15 protein-coding genes and 6 tRNA genes are annotated in these 17,333 nt (G+C 37.5%); 16 read left to right on the forward strand and 5 right to left on the reverse strand.

From position 1 onward, the window contains the following. Nucleotides 1-38 precede the first annotated feature (38 nt). The 5 genes from PCNPT3_RS04660 (at nt 39) to PCNPT3_RS04680 (ending at nt 5,034) form a co-directional block, all read left to right on the forward strand. Nucleotides 39-1,427, forward strand: coding sequence for a TolC family outer membrane protein (locus tag PCNPT3_RS04660; RefSeq protein ID WP_015464717.1), 1,389 nt, complete (start codon nt 39-41; stop codon nt 1,425-1,427). Further along, nucleotides 1,424-2,029, forward strand: a complete 606-nt coding sequence (locus tag PCNPT3_RS04665; RefSeq protein ID WP_015464718.1) for an OmpA family protein — start codon at nt 1,424-1,426, stop codon at nt 2,027-2,029. The genes PCNPT3_RS04660 and PCNPT3_RS04665 overlap by 4 nt, the downstream gene beginning before the upstream one ends. A gap of 77 nt (nt 2,030-2,106) precedes the next feature. Further along, nucleotides 2,107-2,739: a transglutaminase-like cysteine peptidase gene (locus PCNPT3_RS04670; RefSeq protein ID WP_232207383.1), complete on the forward strand. Its 633-nt coding sequence runs from the start codon at nt 2,107-2,109 to the stop codon at nt 2,737-2,739. A 7-nt stretch (nt 2,740-2,746) separates the two neighbouring features. After that, the gene (locus PCNPT3_RS04675; RefSeq protein WP_015464720.1) at nt 2,747-4,681 is read left to right on the forward strand and encodes a bifunctional diguanylate cyclase/phosphodiesterase; all 1,935 of its coding nucleotides are present in this window, start codon (nt 2,747-2,749) and stop codon (nt 4,679-4,681) included. A 173-nt stretch (nt 4,682-4,854) separates the two neighbouring features. Beyond that, entirely contained in the window at nt 4,855-5,034 is a 180-nt protein-coding gene (locus PCNPT3_RS04680) for a hypothetical protein (protein ID WP_041771256.1), read from the forward strand. Nucleotides 5,035-5,056: 22 nt separating this feature from the next. Here the strand turns inward: PCNPT3_RS04680 and PCNPT3_RS13760 are convergent, their stop codons facing one another. The 5 genes from PCNPT3_RS13760 to gltX all read right to left on the reverse strand — a co-directional run bounded on the left by PCNPT3_RS13760 (nt 5,057) and on the right by gltX (nt 9,775). Beyond that, nucleotides 5,057-5,227, reverse strand: a complete 171-nt coding sequence (locus PCNPT3_RS13760) for a DUF2986 domain-containing protein (RefSeq protein ID WP_015464721.1) — start codon at nt 5,225-5,227, stop codon at nt 5,057-5,059. A gap of 78 nt (nt 5,228-5,305) precedes the next feature. Next, nucleotides 5,306-6,019, reverse strand: a complete 714-nt coding sequence (locus PCNPT3_RS04685; protein ID WP_015464722.1) for a hypothetical protein — start codon at nt 6,017-6,019, stop codon at nt 5,306-5,308. A 10-nt stretch (nt 6,020-6,029) separates the two neighbouring features. Then, complete coding sequence (locus PCNPT3_RS04690) at nt 6,030-7,226, reverse strand: flagellar assembly protein FlgT (protein ID WP_015464723.1); 1,197 nt, start codon at nt 7,224-7,226, stop codon at nt 6,030-6,032. Nucleotides 7,227-7,237: 11 nt separating this feature from the next. Further along, a complete protein-coding gene (locus PCNPT3_RS04695; protein ID WP_015464724.1) occupies nt 7,238-7,996 on the reverse strand; it encodes a flagellar basal body L-ring protein FlgH in 759 nt (252 codons plus the stop codon). Between the two features lie 366 nt (nt 7,997-8,362). After that, nucleotides 8,363-9,775, reverse strand: coding sequence for a glutamate--tRNA ligase (gltX, locus tag PCNPT3_RS04700; RefSeq protein WP_015464725.1), 1,413 nt, complete (start codon nt 9,773-9,775; stop codon nt 8,363-8,365). A 260-nt stretch (nt 9,776-10,035) separates the two neighbouring features. On the opposite strand from gltX, the gene PCNPT3_RS04705 reads away from it, so the two are divergent. From PCNPT3_RS04705 to PCNPT3_RS04760, 11 genes are all read left to right on the forward strand, one after another. Beyond that, nucleotides 10,036-10,111 (forward strand) — tRNA-Val (locus PCNPT3_RS04705). A gap of 48 nt (nt 10,112-10,159) precedes the next feature. Beyond that, nucleotides 10,160-10,235, forward strand: a tRNA-Val gene (locus tag PCNPT3_RS04710). Nucleotides 10,236-10,283: 48 nt separating this feature from the next. Continuing rightward, a tRNA-Val gene (locus PCNPT3_RS04715) sits at nt 10,284-10,359 on the forward strand. Between the two features lie 48 nt (nt 10,360-10,407). After that, nucleotides 10,408-10,483, forward strand: a tRNA-Val gene (locus PCNPT3_RS04720). 49 nt (nt 10,484-10,532) lie between these two features. Next, nucleotides 10,533-10,608: transfer RNA gene (locus PCNPT3_RS04725), tRNA-Val, on the forward strand. Nucleotides 10,609-10,628: 20 nt separating this feature from the next. After that, nucleotides 10,629-10,705, forward strand: a tRNA-Met gene (locus PCNPT3_RS04730). 917 nt (nt 10,706-11,622) lie between these two features. Continuing rightward, entirely contained in the window at nt 11,623-12,447 is an 825-nt protein-coding gene (locus tag PCNPT3_RS04735; protein WP_015464726.1) for a hypothetical protein, read from the forward strand. 117 nt (nt 12,448-12,564) lie between these two features. Continuing rightward, entirely contained in the window at nt 12,565-13,368 is an 804-nt protein-coding gene (locus tag PCNPT3_RS04740; RefSeq protein ID WP_015464727.1) for a hypothetical protein, read from the forward strand. Between the two features lie 111 nt (nt 13,369-13,479). After that, a complete protein-coding gene (locus tag PCNPT3_RS13500; protein ID WP_015464728.1) occupies nt 13,480-14,175 on the forward strand; it encodes a hypothetical protein in 696 nt (231 codons plus the stop codon). 921 nt (nt 14,176-15,096) lie between these two features. Next, a complete protein-coding gene (locus PCNPT3_RS04755) occupies nt 15,097-15,510 on the forward strand; it encodes a GIY-YIG nuclease family protein (RefSeq protein ID WP_015464729.1) in 414 nt (137 codons plus the stop codon). Nucleotides 15,511-15,798: 288 nt separating this feature from the next. Continuing rightward, on the forward strand, nt 15,799-17,331 hold the full coding sequence (locus PCNPT3_RS04760) for a transposase (RefSeq protein WP_015464730.1): 1,533 nt from the start codon (nt 15,799-15,801) through the stop codon (nt 17,329-17,331). Nucleotides 17,332-17,333: the final 2 nt, after the last annotated feature.

The raw sequence follows: 17,333 nt of genomic DNA on the forward strand, positions 1-17,333 counted from the left end.
AAAATACAAATTACTAAAATAAAAATAAGGAAGTCCACATGAAAGCTTTTACACTAAAAGTTGGTAAGTATCATGCTCTGAGTCTGGTGCTATCAGCTGCATTATTACCTTGCAGTGTTTATAGCCAATCACTTGAACAAGCGGTGGCATATACGCTAGACACCAACCCCGAATTACGCGTTGCTTATACTCGGTTTAAAGTGAATGAGAAAAAGGTGGAGCAAGCCGAAGCCGGATATTTACCGACTATTGATTTAACGGGGGGGATTGGTTATGAATATACCGACAGTCCAGGTACTCGTCGTGACGGTAACGATAATACGGAAGAGCTTATGCGCCGCGAGCTGGGCATTAGTTTAAAGCAAAATATATTTAGTGGTTTCCATACTCAAAGTGAAGTTGAACGTACAAGTTATGCAACCAGTGCTGAGCAATGGCGTTTGCACAGTAAGGCTGAAGATCTGGCTTTACAAGTGAGTAAAGTTTATGTGGATCTTATTAAAGATAATGCCTTAGTTGCGCTATCTGAAAAATACTTAGTCTCACATGAAGAAATTCATGAAATGATAAAGTTACGTACAGAGTCAGGCTTTAGTAGTTCCGCTGACTTGTCGCAGATCAATGGGCGTCTTGCAAAAGCGCATTCTATTGTTATTGCGGCTAAGAATAATGCACTTGACAGTAAAACAAGCTTTTATCGTTTAATAGGTCAAAAGCCAGAGAATTTAGTTATTCCTATGCCGGATGCCTCTAAACTACCGAAAACGCAAGCACAAGGCTTGCAGTTAGCGCTTGATAACCATCCGACTATCCGTGCGGCTGGCAATGATATTCATTCAGCTAAAGCGCAATATGAGTCTTCAAAATCATCTTATTACCCGAATGTCTCATTAGAATTAAATGCAAACTTTAATGATGATTTAGACGGTGAAGATGGCACTGGAGCGAGAGATGTTGGCGGTGAGAATAATGAATTCCAAGCGATGTTACGCTTCTCTTATAATCTATACTCTGGTGGAAAAGATAAAGCTTATTCTAAAGAAACAGCTTATAAAAAGAGTGAAGCATACGAACTTAACCGCAATGTGCAACGTCAAGTCAAAGAAGGTTTCATTCTTTCTTGGGATGCCTTTGAGCAGTTAAACTTGCAAAAGAAATACATCAAAATGCATGTTATTTCTGCGAAAGATACACAATCTGATTACGCTGAGCAATTTAAAATTGGGCAACGTAGCTTACTGGATTTATTAGATACACAAAATGAGCTTTATCAATCACGTCGTGACTTTTTAGAAGCTGAATTCTCAGAAATAACCGCGCAATACCGCATACTGAATGCAATGGGGTTATTGGTTGATACCTTAAAAGTAACTCGCCCTAAATCATGGCAAGGTGAAGAGCAATTCGCGGGAGGAGTTGAATTATGAAACTATTTTTAATAATGCTATTAACCTTTTTTGTATCGGCCTGTTCATTACAAGCGATTGATATGGCAAAAGAGCCAACTGAGCAAAAGTTTGATTTAAGCGATGAAGAAGCGGATGGCGTGATCTTAGCAAGAGATAACTGCCCTGGCTCTGTGCTGGGTGCCGATATCAATAATAATGGTTGTGGACTTACAACCGCCGTTAAAGTGCGCGCTCAGTTAATGATCAACTTTGAAACAGACTCGTATGTTGTTAGCAGTAATTATCTTCCTAAGATTGAGCATTTATCTCAATTTATGCATGAATACCCACAAACAACCGTGACCATAGAAGGGCATACAAGTCATCGTGGCACGGCGTCTTACAATAAAATATTATCGCAGCAACGTGCGGATATGATCAAGAAAATATTGATTGAGGAATATCAGGTTGAAGCTTCGCGTATTACAGCAATTGGTTATGGCTTTGATCAATTATTACTGGAAGGCGATGATGAATATGTGCATGCGCGTAATCGCCGCATTGTGGCTGAAATTAGCAGTGAGAAGCATATTTCAGATATGAAATGGACAATTTATACGGTGGATCAAAGTATTGAATAATTTCATTCGTAATGCAGACTAAATTATTCCGTAAATCATTGATAATCGGAGTTATATTGTGTTTACTCCCTTTTTCAATGTTATTGTTCTCTGCGCAGAGTTCAACTTCTTTAGATGAAGTAAAAATAACGCGTGCGTTAAAACAAAATTACGGTGAGAGAGCAGCTAAACGAGGACGGGCTTGGTTTTCTGTGATGGCCCGCTCTAAGCATCTTGAAAATATAGAAAAATTAAAAAACATTAACCAATTTTTTAATTTATTATATTTTGTGGATGATATTAAACTGTGGGGAAAGAGCAATTATTGGGCAACCCCCATTGAGTTCTTAGGTGTAAATGGTGGCGACTGTGAAGATTTTGCGATTGCGAAATATTTTAGTTTATTGGCTATCGGTATCCCCGATGAAAAGATGCGCATCACCATGGTAAAAGCGTTACGCTTAGATCAGTACCATATGGTGGTATCGTATTATGAAACACCGGGATCTATCCCTCTTATTCTTGACAATTTAGATGGGCGTATCAAAAAAGCAAATTTACGTAAAGATTTGATCCCTATTTATAGTTTTAACGGTAAACAGCTTTGGCTAAATAAAGAGAAAGGACGTGGGGTGTTAGTGGGGAAATCTCAACGCCTCAAACTCTGGAAAAATTTGAATCAACGAATGGGGCTTTCAAAAATGAGACAGCCTAAATTAAACTTGGAGTAAGAAAAACATGACCCTGTTTAAGCAGATAAATTCACTATTATTAGGATTATTTTTGGTAATAATGCTTAGTTTAGTGTTTTTTCAATTTACTGAAACAAAATCGTTTATGAAAGATCAGATGGGATCTGATTTAGCTAATGTAAGTACGTCATTAAGTTTAATGTTAAAGCCACACCTTGAAACGGGTGATACTGTGATGGTTGAAACGTTAGTTAATGTGATATTTGAAGGTGGTTTTTATAAACGTGTTGAACTTACTTGGCTTGCCGATAATAAGAAGCAGGTGTGGGAAAATGACGTTACCATTGAAGGGGTTCCACAATGGTTTATTAACTTAGATTTATTTGAAACGCAATATACAGAAACAACGATTAATTCGGGCTGGTTACAGCTTGCAACACTTAGAATCGACTCTAATCCGGGCATTGGTTATCAAGAGCTATGGCGTATTATGAGTGATACGTTAATTGTTTTAAGTATCTTATTTTTGATCTCTTTAGTGGTATTACAAATACGTTTAAAACGTATTTTAAAACCGTTACACGAAGTGGCGGTGCACGCGAAAGACATTGCGGAGCGAAAATTTCATCCAGATATGGCATTGCCATCTACGACGGAGCTTTCAGAGGTAGTGGGTGCTATAAATTCTATGTCCAGTCAGCTTAAATTGGTTTTTAATGCCTTAGATAATGAAGTAGATACTCTTAAAAAAGATAAATTATGCGATCCTGTTTCACAATTACCTAACCGTTTATATTTAACGGGTCAGTTAAATAGTTGGTTGGATACACCTGACTTTGGTGGGTTGTTATTAGCGAATTTTGAATGGATCGAAGATATTCATAACCGCTTTGGTTTTCAAGTGCGCGATGAAACCATTCGTTTATTAGCAAAAAACTTACAAGCGACATTGCCACAATTAAATGAAACAGTGATTGCTCGGATCTCAAATACAGAATTTGCATTTTTGATCTTACAAGCAGATAAAGAGCAGATCACGGTTTATTTACAAGCTCTGATCAGAGTTATCAATCAAGAAATATTAAATGCAGGCTGTGAAGCGAATAGTCGTTTCTCAATTGGTGTAGTGGAAAGACAAGATCCCGTTAATCGCGTGGAGTTTTTATCTCAAGCCGATAATGCATTACAACATGCGATAAACAATAATAAAGTGAGCCATTGGTTCCATCTTGATATGCAACAAGATATGAGCCGCGAACAATGGCGCGCGTTATTAACGACCGCCATGAAAGACAAGGAATTTATATTCCAATGGCAACCAATACACCACACTCTAACGGGTGGGGTTATGCACCGTGAAATCTATTGTCGCCTAAAAATTAATAATAAAATTGAGCGTGCGGGGGTATTTATGCCTTATATTGCACGTTTAGGATTAGGCTCTGAGCTTGATGAAAACTTATTAGAATGCATTGCATTAGATAAATTGTTAATGCGCCAAAAAGAGCCAATTGCTATCAATTTATCGCGAGAAAGTTTGGTCAGCTTAGAATTCCATCAATGGTTAAAACATTACTTAGCGCGATCAACTAATCCAGGTCAATTGCATTTTGAGCTACCAGAAGCTGGGATCACGGCCAATATAAGCGTGTGTCGAGAGCTTTGTGATGTTATTACACAAGGTGGTGCACAATTTGGTATTGATAACTGTGGGAGACAGATGGGCTCGTTAAGTTACCTACAGCAGTTAAAACCTTATTATATAAAACTCGATCTTTCGTTATCGTGTTATGACTCTCAAGAGCAAGAGCATAATCAACAGAATTTTGAGTTATGTCGTGCTTTAGTTAATATTGCGAGAGGTTTAAATATTAAGGTGATCTTAACCGGCATTGAAAATAACGATCATTTAGTGGCCATTAAGTCGTTACGTGCGGACGGATATCAAGGTTATATTAGCTCTCCTGTCGATGTTAGATAAACATATCGGGAAGCGATAAAGCGCTTATAAAATTTTAAAGTGATTGATATTCAATCACTTTTTTTTTGGGCGTTGATTAATAGTTTCAATTTACTTTTTGGCGTATCACGACGCTAATCTCGTGTATTTAGTTTTAAAGACTGCGCGACAGATGTGCTAAAAAGAAGATAGTGATGCTGAGTAATACACGGCAAAAAGAGATAATAGAGAGTCTCGCTGTGAGTCTGATGGATTGTTTGTGTGTTTTTGCGGGGATCATGGCTGAAAAAGGGGCTGTTGAGTGGCAAAAATTGCCGATACTAAGGCGTTACCTGTATTTTACGCCTAAGCGTAAGATACAAGCATCAATTTAAGTCTTATCATCTCAATAGATCATTATTGCGCGTCGATGATTGGTTGCGCATTCTCTGTTTCATTTTGTAGCGCTTCTATATTTGCACGCTCAGCTTTTGAAATGTATTTTTCTTTACTAAGGGGGCTTTTCTTCGCATTCATTTTTTTAATGCGAGATTTTAGTATTTTATTGAGTTTCTTTTTGCGGTTCATAATTTTTCCTAAAAACAGATAAGGCGCTATTGTAAATACGCTTGTTTAGAAAAACAAGCGTTACCCGATTTGATTTTATTAACGTGCTTTCTCTAATTTATCTTTATCCTTTAATAATGATGAATTATCAAGTATTTGCTGCATTTTATTACGCGGATCAAGGTTCATCACATCTTTAATTTTACTGTGTGTATCATTCACACTTTGTAATGCATCGGTCACACCTTTTAGCGCATTCATGCTGGGATCACTACTATTACTGGCAACAGTTTGTGTGTCACCACCTTTAGAGGGCGCGCCAAATAACGAGGGTGTTGTTGACTTCTCATCGGCTTTAGCGGCTGTAAGCTCGGCTTCAGCAATTAAACGTTCTTCATCAGTAGGGGCCACATACGTTGCACTATCTTGGCCGGCAATGCCTGCCATCAGTGCCATAGATATCTCCCCCCCTAATGCGCTAAATTGTTTTTGCATGCTGTCTTTCATTGAGCTTTGAAGCATTTTCTGTGGGGATAAACCCGAATCTAATATATTAGCAGGTGAGAAATCAAAACCAATATCCATGCCCTTATCACTGGCAAGGCCTGCAAGGCTCAAAGTATCAGACGCTTTATTATTAGGACGACTTGCCAGATCATTTGCTTGGTCTGTGTCCAATACATTATTGATAACGCCTTTTAGTTTATCTTTAAAGGAAGCGCTACTATCCGCTGTTTCGGCAACAGGTGAAGACGCATTTTTTACGTTATTTAGTTGTTTGTGTACCATGTTAATTGCACTTAAAATAGCCATATAATTACCTTTAAAAGTCGTCTTTAATGATGGGAGTGACAATGTCTCTAATTTGAACATTTGCCATGTCAGATACGTTTTTAGTGCTTAAAATCGCGCGATCTGATTGTACGGATAGCACGCTTAGGGTGATATCTTCTCTTTTTAAGAGGGGCCCTTGTGATAGCCCATCTTGATGTAATACATATCGTTGTCTGATCAGTTGAAATTTATCACCACGGCGCACGCCATTTTTAGCGCCAATATTGATAACAACCTTATTGTCATAGGTCGCGACAATAGAGGAGAGGGTCGCCTCGCAGTACAGCGCATCATTCACATCTTGTACCACTTGTGTGTTGATATCATTAATACTTTGACCGTATTCAGAGGACCAAAAAAGATTGGTTTTAACATCAAATTGACGTGTAAACTGAAAATCCCAAGGCGAGACCACCGAATAACTGCGTCTGAATATTGTTTCTTTATTGATCGCATCAATGACATATATTTGTAATCGATAATTACGCATGCGCGTACTCGATGTTTCAATGCCTAATATTGAGGACGTTTCTTTATAAAAAGACATGTCTTCTATGCGTCCAAATAAAATATATTGCACATCGTATTGTGTCGCTAGATCACGTGATAAATTAAGCATTTTACTTTCGATATCATAATAACGCGTACTATTTGATGTCAAAGGGCGCGTCATTAAATAGCGTGTATCTATTTGATAAGCTCTGTCATGAAAACGATTAAAGATACGTTCGGTTATCTCTTCATCGAGTGCATATAAACCGCCTAATTGCGCTTGCTGCCGATTTTCTAATTGAATAGGGCCAACAAAAAGCGTTTTAGAATAGCCGTCCCTTTGGCAATTACTCAGTAAATAAATATCGGCTGAAACAGTCACTAGGATCTCTTTCTTTTTAATGGTTTCTGCCAATAATCGCATATCATGTATTTCACCATTAGTGCGCACGGTGAGTTGCTGCGCTTCAAGCACGCCAGACTGTACGATTTGCAATGAGCGTACGCTTGCCCCTCCTTGGTACATTAAAGAGAGCAGGGCGTCTTGTATTGCGAGTTTGCGTGCTTGTTCAATGTTTCCTTTATAGATAGGCGCTTTGCCTTCACCCTCAAACCAGACGGCTTGTACTGAGCATGAAAATAGCATCAATATGCAGAGTGTTTTGATTGAATGCGATTTTATTGAGAGCAACATCGTCAAACTCCTTAAATTGGCCATAAGCTACTGCTAAAGAAAGAAGACAACCAACCTTGTGTTTGTATATCTGCGTGATCGCCAGTGCCACTAAATTCAATGCGACTATTTGCGACTTGATAAGATTCAACAGAATTTTTTTCAGTGATATCAGATGGGCGGACGATACCGGTAAAGCGAATGTATTCTTTGCCATTATTAATCACCAGCCATTTTTCGCCACGTACTTTTAAATTGCCGTTATTGAGGATCTCAACGATAGAGACAGTGATGCGAGCTGTTAGGCTGTGGCTTTGTGCGCTATCGGCTGCACCATCAAAATCTTGGCCTTGTTTCATGCCAAGTTCAACAACTTTACCATTGACTGTCATTGGCCCTCCAGGTACTTGAATGGGATCTAATTTGTAATTGGTAGCGCTGGCAAGTGTGGAGGTGGCAGATTTTGTTGCTACCGCTTTTTCTTTTAATAAGACGGTGATGGAATCACCGAGTTGAAAAGTGGTTTCATAATTATATAAATCATGTGCGGTTTCGCTGTTAAATAATGAGCCTGTGACAAGTATGGCTTCAGCATTACGGCTAGGATCAATGGGCGCATAATAGGGATCATCGGCAGTGGGAGAGTGATCTTCCGTACTACTGGTCACTTGACGCTGTGATTTATCTTCTTTTTGTTGTACTTTTTTGCCAACGGCATTAATGGGATCCATTAATGAAGTACAACCCCACATAAGAACGATGCTGATAGCAATAACAAGTTTTTTTATCATTTTTTATTCCATTTTTTGTCACTATATTGGCGCAGACAAACCGTATTTTAGTATGCTCATTTGCGTATGAATATAATGCAAATAACATGCCAATATGGAACTTAAATAGGTGGCGTGCTAGGGTGCTGGGGGAAATGAGTAAAAAAACCGTGTTTTTTTAGGCCAGTTAGAATTTAAAATAAAAAGGGGCTAGGTCGTAAAAAACAGATGTTACAGGACGAAATCTTAACATTTAGCGTCAAAGCGCTGATAGCATAAGCGCAGAGTAAAGTGCACCCTAAAAACGGGCGTTTCTCAGGTGCACTTAAAACTCACAAAAAATCGTGTCAGTATTTTGTGAGTTTATTATTTAGCGTGGCTCAAATTTTATTGAGCAGCTTCTCTTGCTGCAATAAAGTCTAATGCACGTGAAATACGCACAAGACTGCGCTCTTTACCTATTAAGCGTAGCGTCACATCTAATGAAGGTGATTGACCTGCACCGGTGATCGCAACACGTAAAGGCATACCGACTTTACCCATACCAACTTCAAGTTCGTCTGCTGTTTTTTGGATCAAGTCGTGTAACGTCTCATCACACCAGTCGTTACAGTCTTGTAGTTTTTGTTGAACTAATTGTAAAGCGCCTTTAGCGACAGGGCGAAGGTGTTTTTTAGCCGCCGTTGCATCAAACTCTTTGTACTCTTCAAAAAAGTAACGGCTTGAACTTGCTAAATCAACTAATGTTTTAGCGCGCTCTGCGAGTGCAGTGACAACATCGCTAAGTGCAGGGCCATTCGTCATGTCAATGTTTTGTGTTTGCATATGCCATTGTAAGTGCTCAGCAACATAGGCAGGATCAAGCGTTTTAATGTAATGCTGGTTCAGCCAAATTAACTTGTCATTGTTAAAAGCAGAAGGTGCTTTATTAACACGGTCTAAGGTAAATAGCTCAATCATTTCAGCTTCAGAGAATATCTCTTGGTCGCCATGAGACCAACCTAAGCGTACTAAATAGTTTTTTAGGGCCTCAGGTAAGTAACCGTCATCACGGAACTGCATAACCGATACAGCGCCATGACGTTTAGAAAGTTTAGCGCCATCATCACCTAAAATCATTGCCACATGTGCATATTCAGGGATCGGTGCGCCTAAAGCTTTAAGGATATTAATTTGACGAGGGGTATTGTTAATATGATCTTCACCACGGACGACGTGTGTGATCTGCATATCCCAGTCATCAACAACCACACAGAAATTATAAGTCGGTGTTGAATCAGTACGCTGAATAATTAAATCATCCAACTCTGTATTTGAAAACTCAATATGGTCGCGCACGTGATCATCAAATGCAACACTGCCTTCTTTTGGGTTTTTAAAACGAATAACAAAAGGAAGATCATTTTCTTGAGGCTCTAAATCACGGCATTTACCATCATAGCGAGGCGCTTCACCGGCAGCTTCTTGTTTTTCACGTAAATCATTGACACGCTCTTTAGAGCAGTAACATTTGTAGGCTTTCTTCTCATCTAAAAGTTTTTGGATCAAGTCTTTATAACGGTCAAAACGTTTAGTTTGATAAAAAGGGCCTTCATCCCATGTTAAGCCCATCCAAGTCATGCCTTCTAAAATGGCATCAACGGCTTCTTGTGTAGAGCGTTCAATATCTGTGTCTTCAATACGAAGTACAAATTTACCACCTTTGCTTTTGGCATATAACCAAGAAAAAAGGGCAGTACGAGCACCACCTACGTGTAAAAATCCAGTTGGACTAGGGGCAAAACGAGTTTTAACGGTCATTCGAAAGTTCCTTTAATATACTGAGGAAGATAAAAAAACATATTTTAACTAATAGTTTTGTAATTACATTAATTATTTTACGTAAATTCATAACAAATAAAGAAAAGTAATAATATTTGAGCAGACATCGCTTACCCTTTGTACGGTTAAGCAATAAATGCAATATTTATGATAAAAAGCCTTGACTGAAAAAGGGCTGTCCCTATAATACGCCACACAAACGAGATATCGGTAACGTTATTAAGTTTAATTTTAAAGATGGGCGATTAGCTCAGTTGGGAGAGCACCGCCCTTACAAGGCGGGGGTCAGTGGTTCAAGCCCACTATCGCCTACCATCTTTAACTTCTTTAGCGTAGAAGTAAAATAAGCTTAAATTTAAAGATGGGCGATTAGCTCAGTTGGGAGAGCACCGCCCTTACAAGGCGGGGGTCAGTGGTTCAAGCCCACTATCGCCTACCATCTTTAACTTCTTTAGCGTAGAAGTAAAATAAGCTTAAATTTAAAGATGGGCGATTAGCTCAGTTGGGAGAGCACCGCCCTTACAAGGCGGGGGTCAGTGGTTCAAGCCCACTATCGCCTACCATCTTTGACTTCTTTAGCGTAGAAGTAAAACAAGCTTAAATTTAAAGATGGGCGATTAGCTCAGTTGGGAGAGCACCGCCCTTACAAGGCGGGGGTCAGTGGTTCAAGCCCACTATCGCCTACCATCTTTGACTTCTTTTAACATAGAAGTAAAACAAGTTTAAATTTAAAGATGGGCGATTAGCTCAGTTGGGAGAGCACCGCCCTTACAAGGCGGGGGTCAGTGGTTCAAGCCCACTATCGCCTACCATCTTTAAAAATAATTACGGACGCGAGATGGAGCAGTATGGTAGCTCGTCGGGCTCATAACCCGAAGGTCGTAGGTTCAAATCCTGCTCTCGCAACCAATTCAAAGAAAGATAAAAATCAAAAATATTATTAGAAAATAAAACCCCAAAAGCAAATTCCAAAACCGAAACCAAATCTAAACAAAGAAAACCAAATAAAAAAGATCCAAGAAACCTCATCGGGCTCAGCTATTTATAAACCCTAGCGAAGGTCGTAGGTTCAAATCCTGCTCTCGCAACCAATTCAAAACAAAAAATATTATTAGAAAATCAAACCTTAAAAGAAAACCCCAAAATAAAGAAAACCAAAGAAAAAAGATCTAAGAAACTCAAAAAACCTCATCGGGCTCAGCTATTCATAAACCCTAGCGAAGGTCATAGGTTCAAATCCTGCTCTCGCAACCAATTCAAAGAAAGATAAAAATCAAAAATATTATTAGAAAATCAAACCCCAAAAGAAAATTCCAAAACCGAAACCAAATCTTAGAAAGTCAAAAACCAAATATAAACAAAGAAAACCAAAGAAAAAAGATCCAAGAAACCTCCTCGGGCTCCGCTATTCATAAACCATGGCGAAGGTCATAGGTTCAAATCCTGCTCTCGCAACCAATTTTCAGAAAAACCAAAATCAACTCCTTACTAATTAATTGTGTTTATATGCAGGTGTAATTCGTTTTGTCGTTTTGAGCAAAGGATCTCGTCATAAAAGAGCACACCATGTAACACTTTCCCCATAAAGATTTTTTAACTCATTGTAAAAAAGTAGAAAAATTATTTTATTTTTATCTCTAGGGATCTCTATAAGTTAAAAGCTCAACTTTTACATGAAGTATTCTCACTTACACGCCACTAGAGCTATGTTAACTCACTGTTTATATTTGATTTTTGTGTTATAAAGTAAATTATTAATTAATTATTAGATGTGTATTAGTAAGAATGCAGTCTAATACACTGTTAGGCTTCTCAGGATGTAGTGAATGGAATGGATCATAGAATTAATTTATAAAGTACCTAATGTTATGTGGAGCGCAATCACAGCTTCTTTTCTAACATTTTTAGGTGTGTTTTGGACAAATAGAGGCAATGAAAAACGCCAAACAGCATTACTTGATCACGAAAAACAAAAATATCAATCAGAACAAAGATTAGCTTTAAAAAAAGAAGTCTTTTTAGATGTTGCCAGATCGTTTGCAGATGTATTAGAAATAATACCTAATTTTATGAACTTAGATTTCACAAAAAAAAATATTGAAACAAAAATGGCAGACCATAGTGGTATTGTTGCTAAGTCCTATTTAGTAGCTAAAGAAAGTTCGGTTGTAACTATTTTGAATTATTCAGCAGAAACGGCTGAAGTTTTCATTAAATTAATGAAGGATCGAGCTGTAGTTTTAGATCATAAAAAAGCTATTGAAATTTACCAATCAATTATAGATTCTGCAAAAAATGAAAAAGATAGAATAATATCAATAATGAAAGAGTTAAATATTCAAGGCGATAATAATCAAGCAACTTTTGATTATTTAAATAAAAGTTATGAAGCGCAAGAGGCTATTATTAAACGCAATATTGAAAGCTTAGATGAGCAGAAATTAATTTTAGAGCCTTTACATTTGGTATTTTCAAAAAAATGTATGAATGATCACAGTCGCCTATTGTCACTGTTACCCCCTATGATCATAGCTCTCCGAGGAGAGCTTGAAAATGATAATGCTCCTAAAGTATTTATAGATGCTTTAAATGAGAATATTCAAAGAATGAATGTCGTATTTGATAGTTTATTTGAGAGTAACGAAGCCTAACAAGCGCATAAAATCAGATTCGCAACGTGATCACATTGGTTACAAAATAATAAGACGCAACTAATGTGCCATCATTGTTAACTGTTTATGCGGGCGTTATACGTTTAGGGAGGTTTGATGAACGGAATCTGCGCATTATGTAAAAAATCGGCAAAGCTTAAAGATAGTCACTTTATGCCTAAAGCTGTTTACCGATCAATTAGTAAAGGTTTTCCTGAGCATGGTCAAAATATTGTTTGGATCACAGGTTCCGATAAATCAGCTGCTTACACAGACAAACAAGCTAAAAAGCATTTACTATGTGAAAGTTGCGAATTGAAATTCTCTAAAAATGGAGAAGATAAAGTAATCCATTTTATGGCTCGTCCTAACGGCTTTAAACTAGCTACAAAGATAAAGAAATTTAAAAAACGGTCTAATATAAAAGATGACACATGGTATTTCCCATCAAGTGACGAAATAGCCAAAAGTTTCATGTATTTTGCTATCAGTATTGCTTGGCGATTATCCGCGACAGATTGGAGTGCTTTCGGAATTCCTGAAACAAAGAATTCAATTCGTGAAGAGAGTATGAGTGCCTTTTCAGATTTTCTATTAGGAAATACAGATCTTCCTACAAATACTTACCTAGCTGTATATGTTGATAATCAAATAGTAGATACACCATCAATGGGCTTTCCAACTGTTAAAAACCATGAGGGCTACCAACATATAGTGTTCAACATTCCAGGCATAAAACTAAGCCTATTAGCAGGCAACAATCCAGGTGCGGGAATTCGAGAAGCATTCTCTCCCACTAACGTTTATTTTGTTAGCAGTAGCTTAAAGACTCACCCCGATTATCATTTTATGGTTAACTTTATAAAAAATGAATCTGTTGCTAAAGGGCGTTTACTGAAAGAGCGTAGAAAAAACGTATAACAAGCTGTTTAACAAGGACAAAATACAGTTGGCTTTTGCTCCTTCGACGCTTATTCTAGCCAACTATATTTAGCCTGTTAACAGGGCGTTATGAATACCTTGGATTCTGCAATGAATGGTGCACCTTTGAAAGTTGAACATCCCAGAGATTTTTTCGCTAGAGCGGAAGTTTTAAGCGGGACTTATTTTGACATTACAGAAAAAGAATATTGCGAAAGCCTGAGAATAAGCAATATCAATATAGAAGGGTTAAGTGATGAAGATAAATACCTTTTAAATGGTAAATCGACTGAATCAAAAATAAAAGCAATCGTATTTGCTGCAATGTGTGTTGAAGCTGCAATAAATGATTATGCAGGATCGCAGCTTGGAGATAAATACTATCAGCAACACTTAGTTAACTTAGATGTAGTTTCAAAATGGGTTGTTATTCCTCTGTTAATTTGTGGGAACTCTTTAGATAAATCAGGACCAGCTTTTGCTAGCCTTAAGAAATTGATAAAAGCCCGCAATAATCTTATCCATAATAAATCATTTGAAATGGATGCATCTGATCCGATAGCGCTTGTACATAAATTAGATAAGCGAGAGTTAGAATTCGAAGATGATTTTACTAATTCACTTCGAACATTATATTTATTGAGTATGGAAATAAGTTATGTTGTAGGTAATTATCATAATCCAATTAGAATATTCAACGATAAAACAAATCCATTTCAAGAAGTACCAAGTTTAGCTAAACCTTTATTTACAGCTTGTCAGAAAACTGTGAGTGAAATTCATAACAAGGCAATTAAACGGAACTAAAACAGTGGGTTAGGTTTCGCTTTGCTACACATTATAACCCACTATTTTAGTCCGCTTATTGCGGCGTTATATTGTATGGTGCAGTTCGGATATTGTGTGTAGAAATAAGCATCCTTTGTCATTCATGATGTTCGAGTTCATCGAGGGATCTAAGCCGAAATGAGCACATTTATGTTTATTGTATTTACGGCTTAATCGCGTATAAAAGTCGGCTTAAATTTGTATAGTAAAAGTGTACTTAAGCTGGGTATTACATTATTTTAACTCGTTAATTTTCATCTGAAATAGAGGGTTTAAAAGGAGCAACGCAGCAATATACTCATAAGTTGTTTAATTATTTGTTTTGTTATCGTACTCGCAGGAGCCTATCTGCGGAGTTTAAAGCAAATAATTAAGTTGCTTTAGCTTGGTTAGTTTCTTTTCAATGCAATCAAGTAAAGTGTGTTTTTAAACGTAACTTGTTCAAAAACAAGTCATAAAAAATAACAAGTTGCTTAACTCGGACGCAAAACGCTTTGTCATCATTTTTGCAAAAGAACAAACCGCAAAAATAAAGCCAAACCTATGCGTCGGTTAGCAATGCGTTATACTTCTAGGAGTTATTCGTGTCTAAAATTGAACATTTAAATATTACTATTCCAAATATAGATAAAGCGATTAAATTCATTAAAATCATCGCGCCTGATTTTAAAGTAAGAAAAAATGTGAAATCGTCGACTAGTTATCTATAGGTAATGATGCTTGTTATTTTGCTCTTCAAGAACCTCATTTAAATAGTGAACCTGAAAAACCACGCAAAACCTACGCGCCAGTTATTAAGGCGTTAAATTTCATTCAGTGTTGTTGGTGTGAAACACGTTTGATAATTTTTTATTAAGTGATGTAAAGTAAGGAAAATTACATAAACTGAGGCTTTGCTCTATGGCAGGAAAATCACCGAAAGGACCTGGTTATATCTACATTTTTGTGAATGAGACTAATCCGAATGAAGTCAAGATTGGATTATCTATAAATCCTGTAGCTAGGCGGAAACAATTACACTCAACTGGTACTGCAAAACCCATGTATATTCACTCCGTATGGGAAGTGCCAAATATGAAAGAAGCAGAAACAATTGCGCATGAAGTCATGAAAGGTCACCGCGTTAACCCAAAGCGTGAGTTTTTTCACTTAGTTCCAGAAGAAGCCGCATTAGACCTAGAAACTCCTCACCAGCATTTTGGTGGCCATGACCTTGCTGACGAATATATTTATACTATTGCTGGGTTAATAGAAGATGCGTGGGAGTATTGTGATATTGACTATACACAAGTAAAAGGCAATACGTACTACTAAATAGGCGTTCACACCAACGCGGATATTAAATGTTCGCAATTTTGCCAGACAGTTCGCCTAAAACTGAAATTTAACAAGTCATTTAAACGGAACAAAAACAGTTGGCCATCGCTCCGAGATTATAGCCAACCATTTTTCTCCGCTTAATGAGGCGTTGAGGCTGTAGAATTTATCCCCAAAGAGCGTTTCACGCTCTTTTTCCAATTAAGTCTAATTGTATATAAAATGTACTTGTTTGTGTTGATCGTCTGTGATCTAATAGTTATTATTCGCTCAGAGTTAAATGTGATGGCTAACTATAAACCTGATATGTCCTGTCAAAGTAAATTCATTCCTATTGATTTCTCACGACAAATTATTCCTGGTACGTTTGAATATGCACTGTCTCATATTGTTGATAATCATCTCGATTTAAGCACTTTTGATAGCTGGTACAATAATGATCGTCGTGGTGCAGCCGCCTATCCGCCTTCCGTTATGTTAAAAATTATTCTCTTTGGTTATTCAAGAGGTTTAGTCAGTAGTCGACGTATTGCTGAGGCTTGTGAAACCAATATTACTTTTATGAGTTTATCTGGTGATGTTCAGCCTCATTACACTTCTATTGCTAGCTTTGTCGCTAAAATGAAAGATAAAATCGAACCTATTTTTACTCAAGTATTGATGATATGTGATAAAGAGGGACTGATTGGTCGTAATATATTTGCTATTGATGGTTGTAAGATAAAGTCGAATGCGAGTAAAGAATGGAGTGGTACATTCGCAGAGTTAACTCGAAAACAACACAAATTAAGCCAAGCGAGTAAACGTATTATTGAACGCCATCAAGCGCAAGATGGTTTAAGTGAAGATGAAGTCGTACATGACTTAAAACAGAAAGAAAAGCTCGATAAAAGCGCAGATAAAATTAGAGACTTTTTAGCGACTAATAAAGAAAAATTAGGTAGCCGTAAAACGCCAGTGAAAAGTAATATAACCGATCCCGACAGTGCCAAGATGACTACCAGTAAGGGAACTATTCAAGGTTATAACGGTATTGCAATTAACGATGATAAACACCAGATTATTTTACAAGCACAAGTATGGGGCTCCGTTGGAGAGCAACAAACCTTAAAACCCGCCATTGAACAACTACAAAAGCAACTTAAAAAACTGGGTACTCCTGATACGTTTAAGCAAGCCAAATTTACCGCAGACAGTGGATTTCACAGTGAAGTAAACCTTGAGTTTATGGCTACAACGGGCTTGGATGCGTATATGGCAGATACCGCGTTTCGAAGTCGAAACCCACTATTTCAAGAAAGTAAAACCTATCAAACAGAGCAAGAAAAACGCCGTTTGAAACGCAATAAAGGGCGTGAAAGATTATTTAAGAGTATTGATTTTTATTTTGATGAGAATGCTTTAACAAGTCGGTGCCCAGCCGGTAAAGAGATGTGGTTAAGTGTCAAAAATATTACAACGGCAGGCCGACAATATGTGCGGTTCTCTGGTTACTTAAAAAATTGCCGAGTTTGCCCACTGCAATCTCAATGCATGCGAAAAACGCCGAGCAAACAAGGTAGACAAGTTCAGTTTGAAATCAATAAGATGACTAAACCTATCTCGTATACCGATAAAATGCGCGTGAAAATAGACAGTAGCGCAGGTCGGCGACAATACAGTAAACGGTTAGGTGCGATAGAGCCTGTATTTGGCAATATTACGGTCAATAAAGGCATGAATAAATTCACACTACGCGGTCAAGATAAAGTGAATACTCAATGGCAGATGTATTGTCTTGTGCATAATATAGAGAAGTTAAGAAATAGCCTACATTAGCG

This window comes from Psychromonas sp. CNPT3, from assembly GCF_000153405.2.
In the GTDB taxonomy this organism is placed as follows: Bacteria; Pseudomonadota; Gammaproteobacteria; order Enterobacterales; family Psychromonadaceae; genus Psychromonas.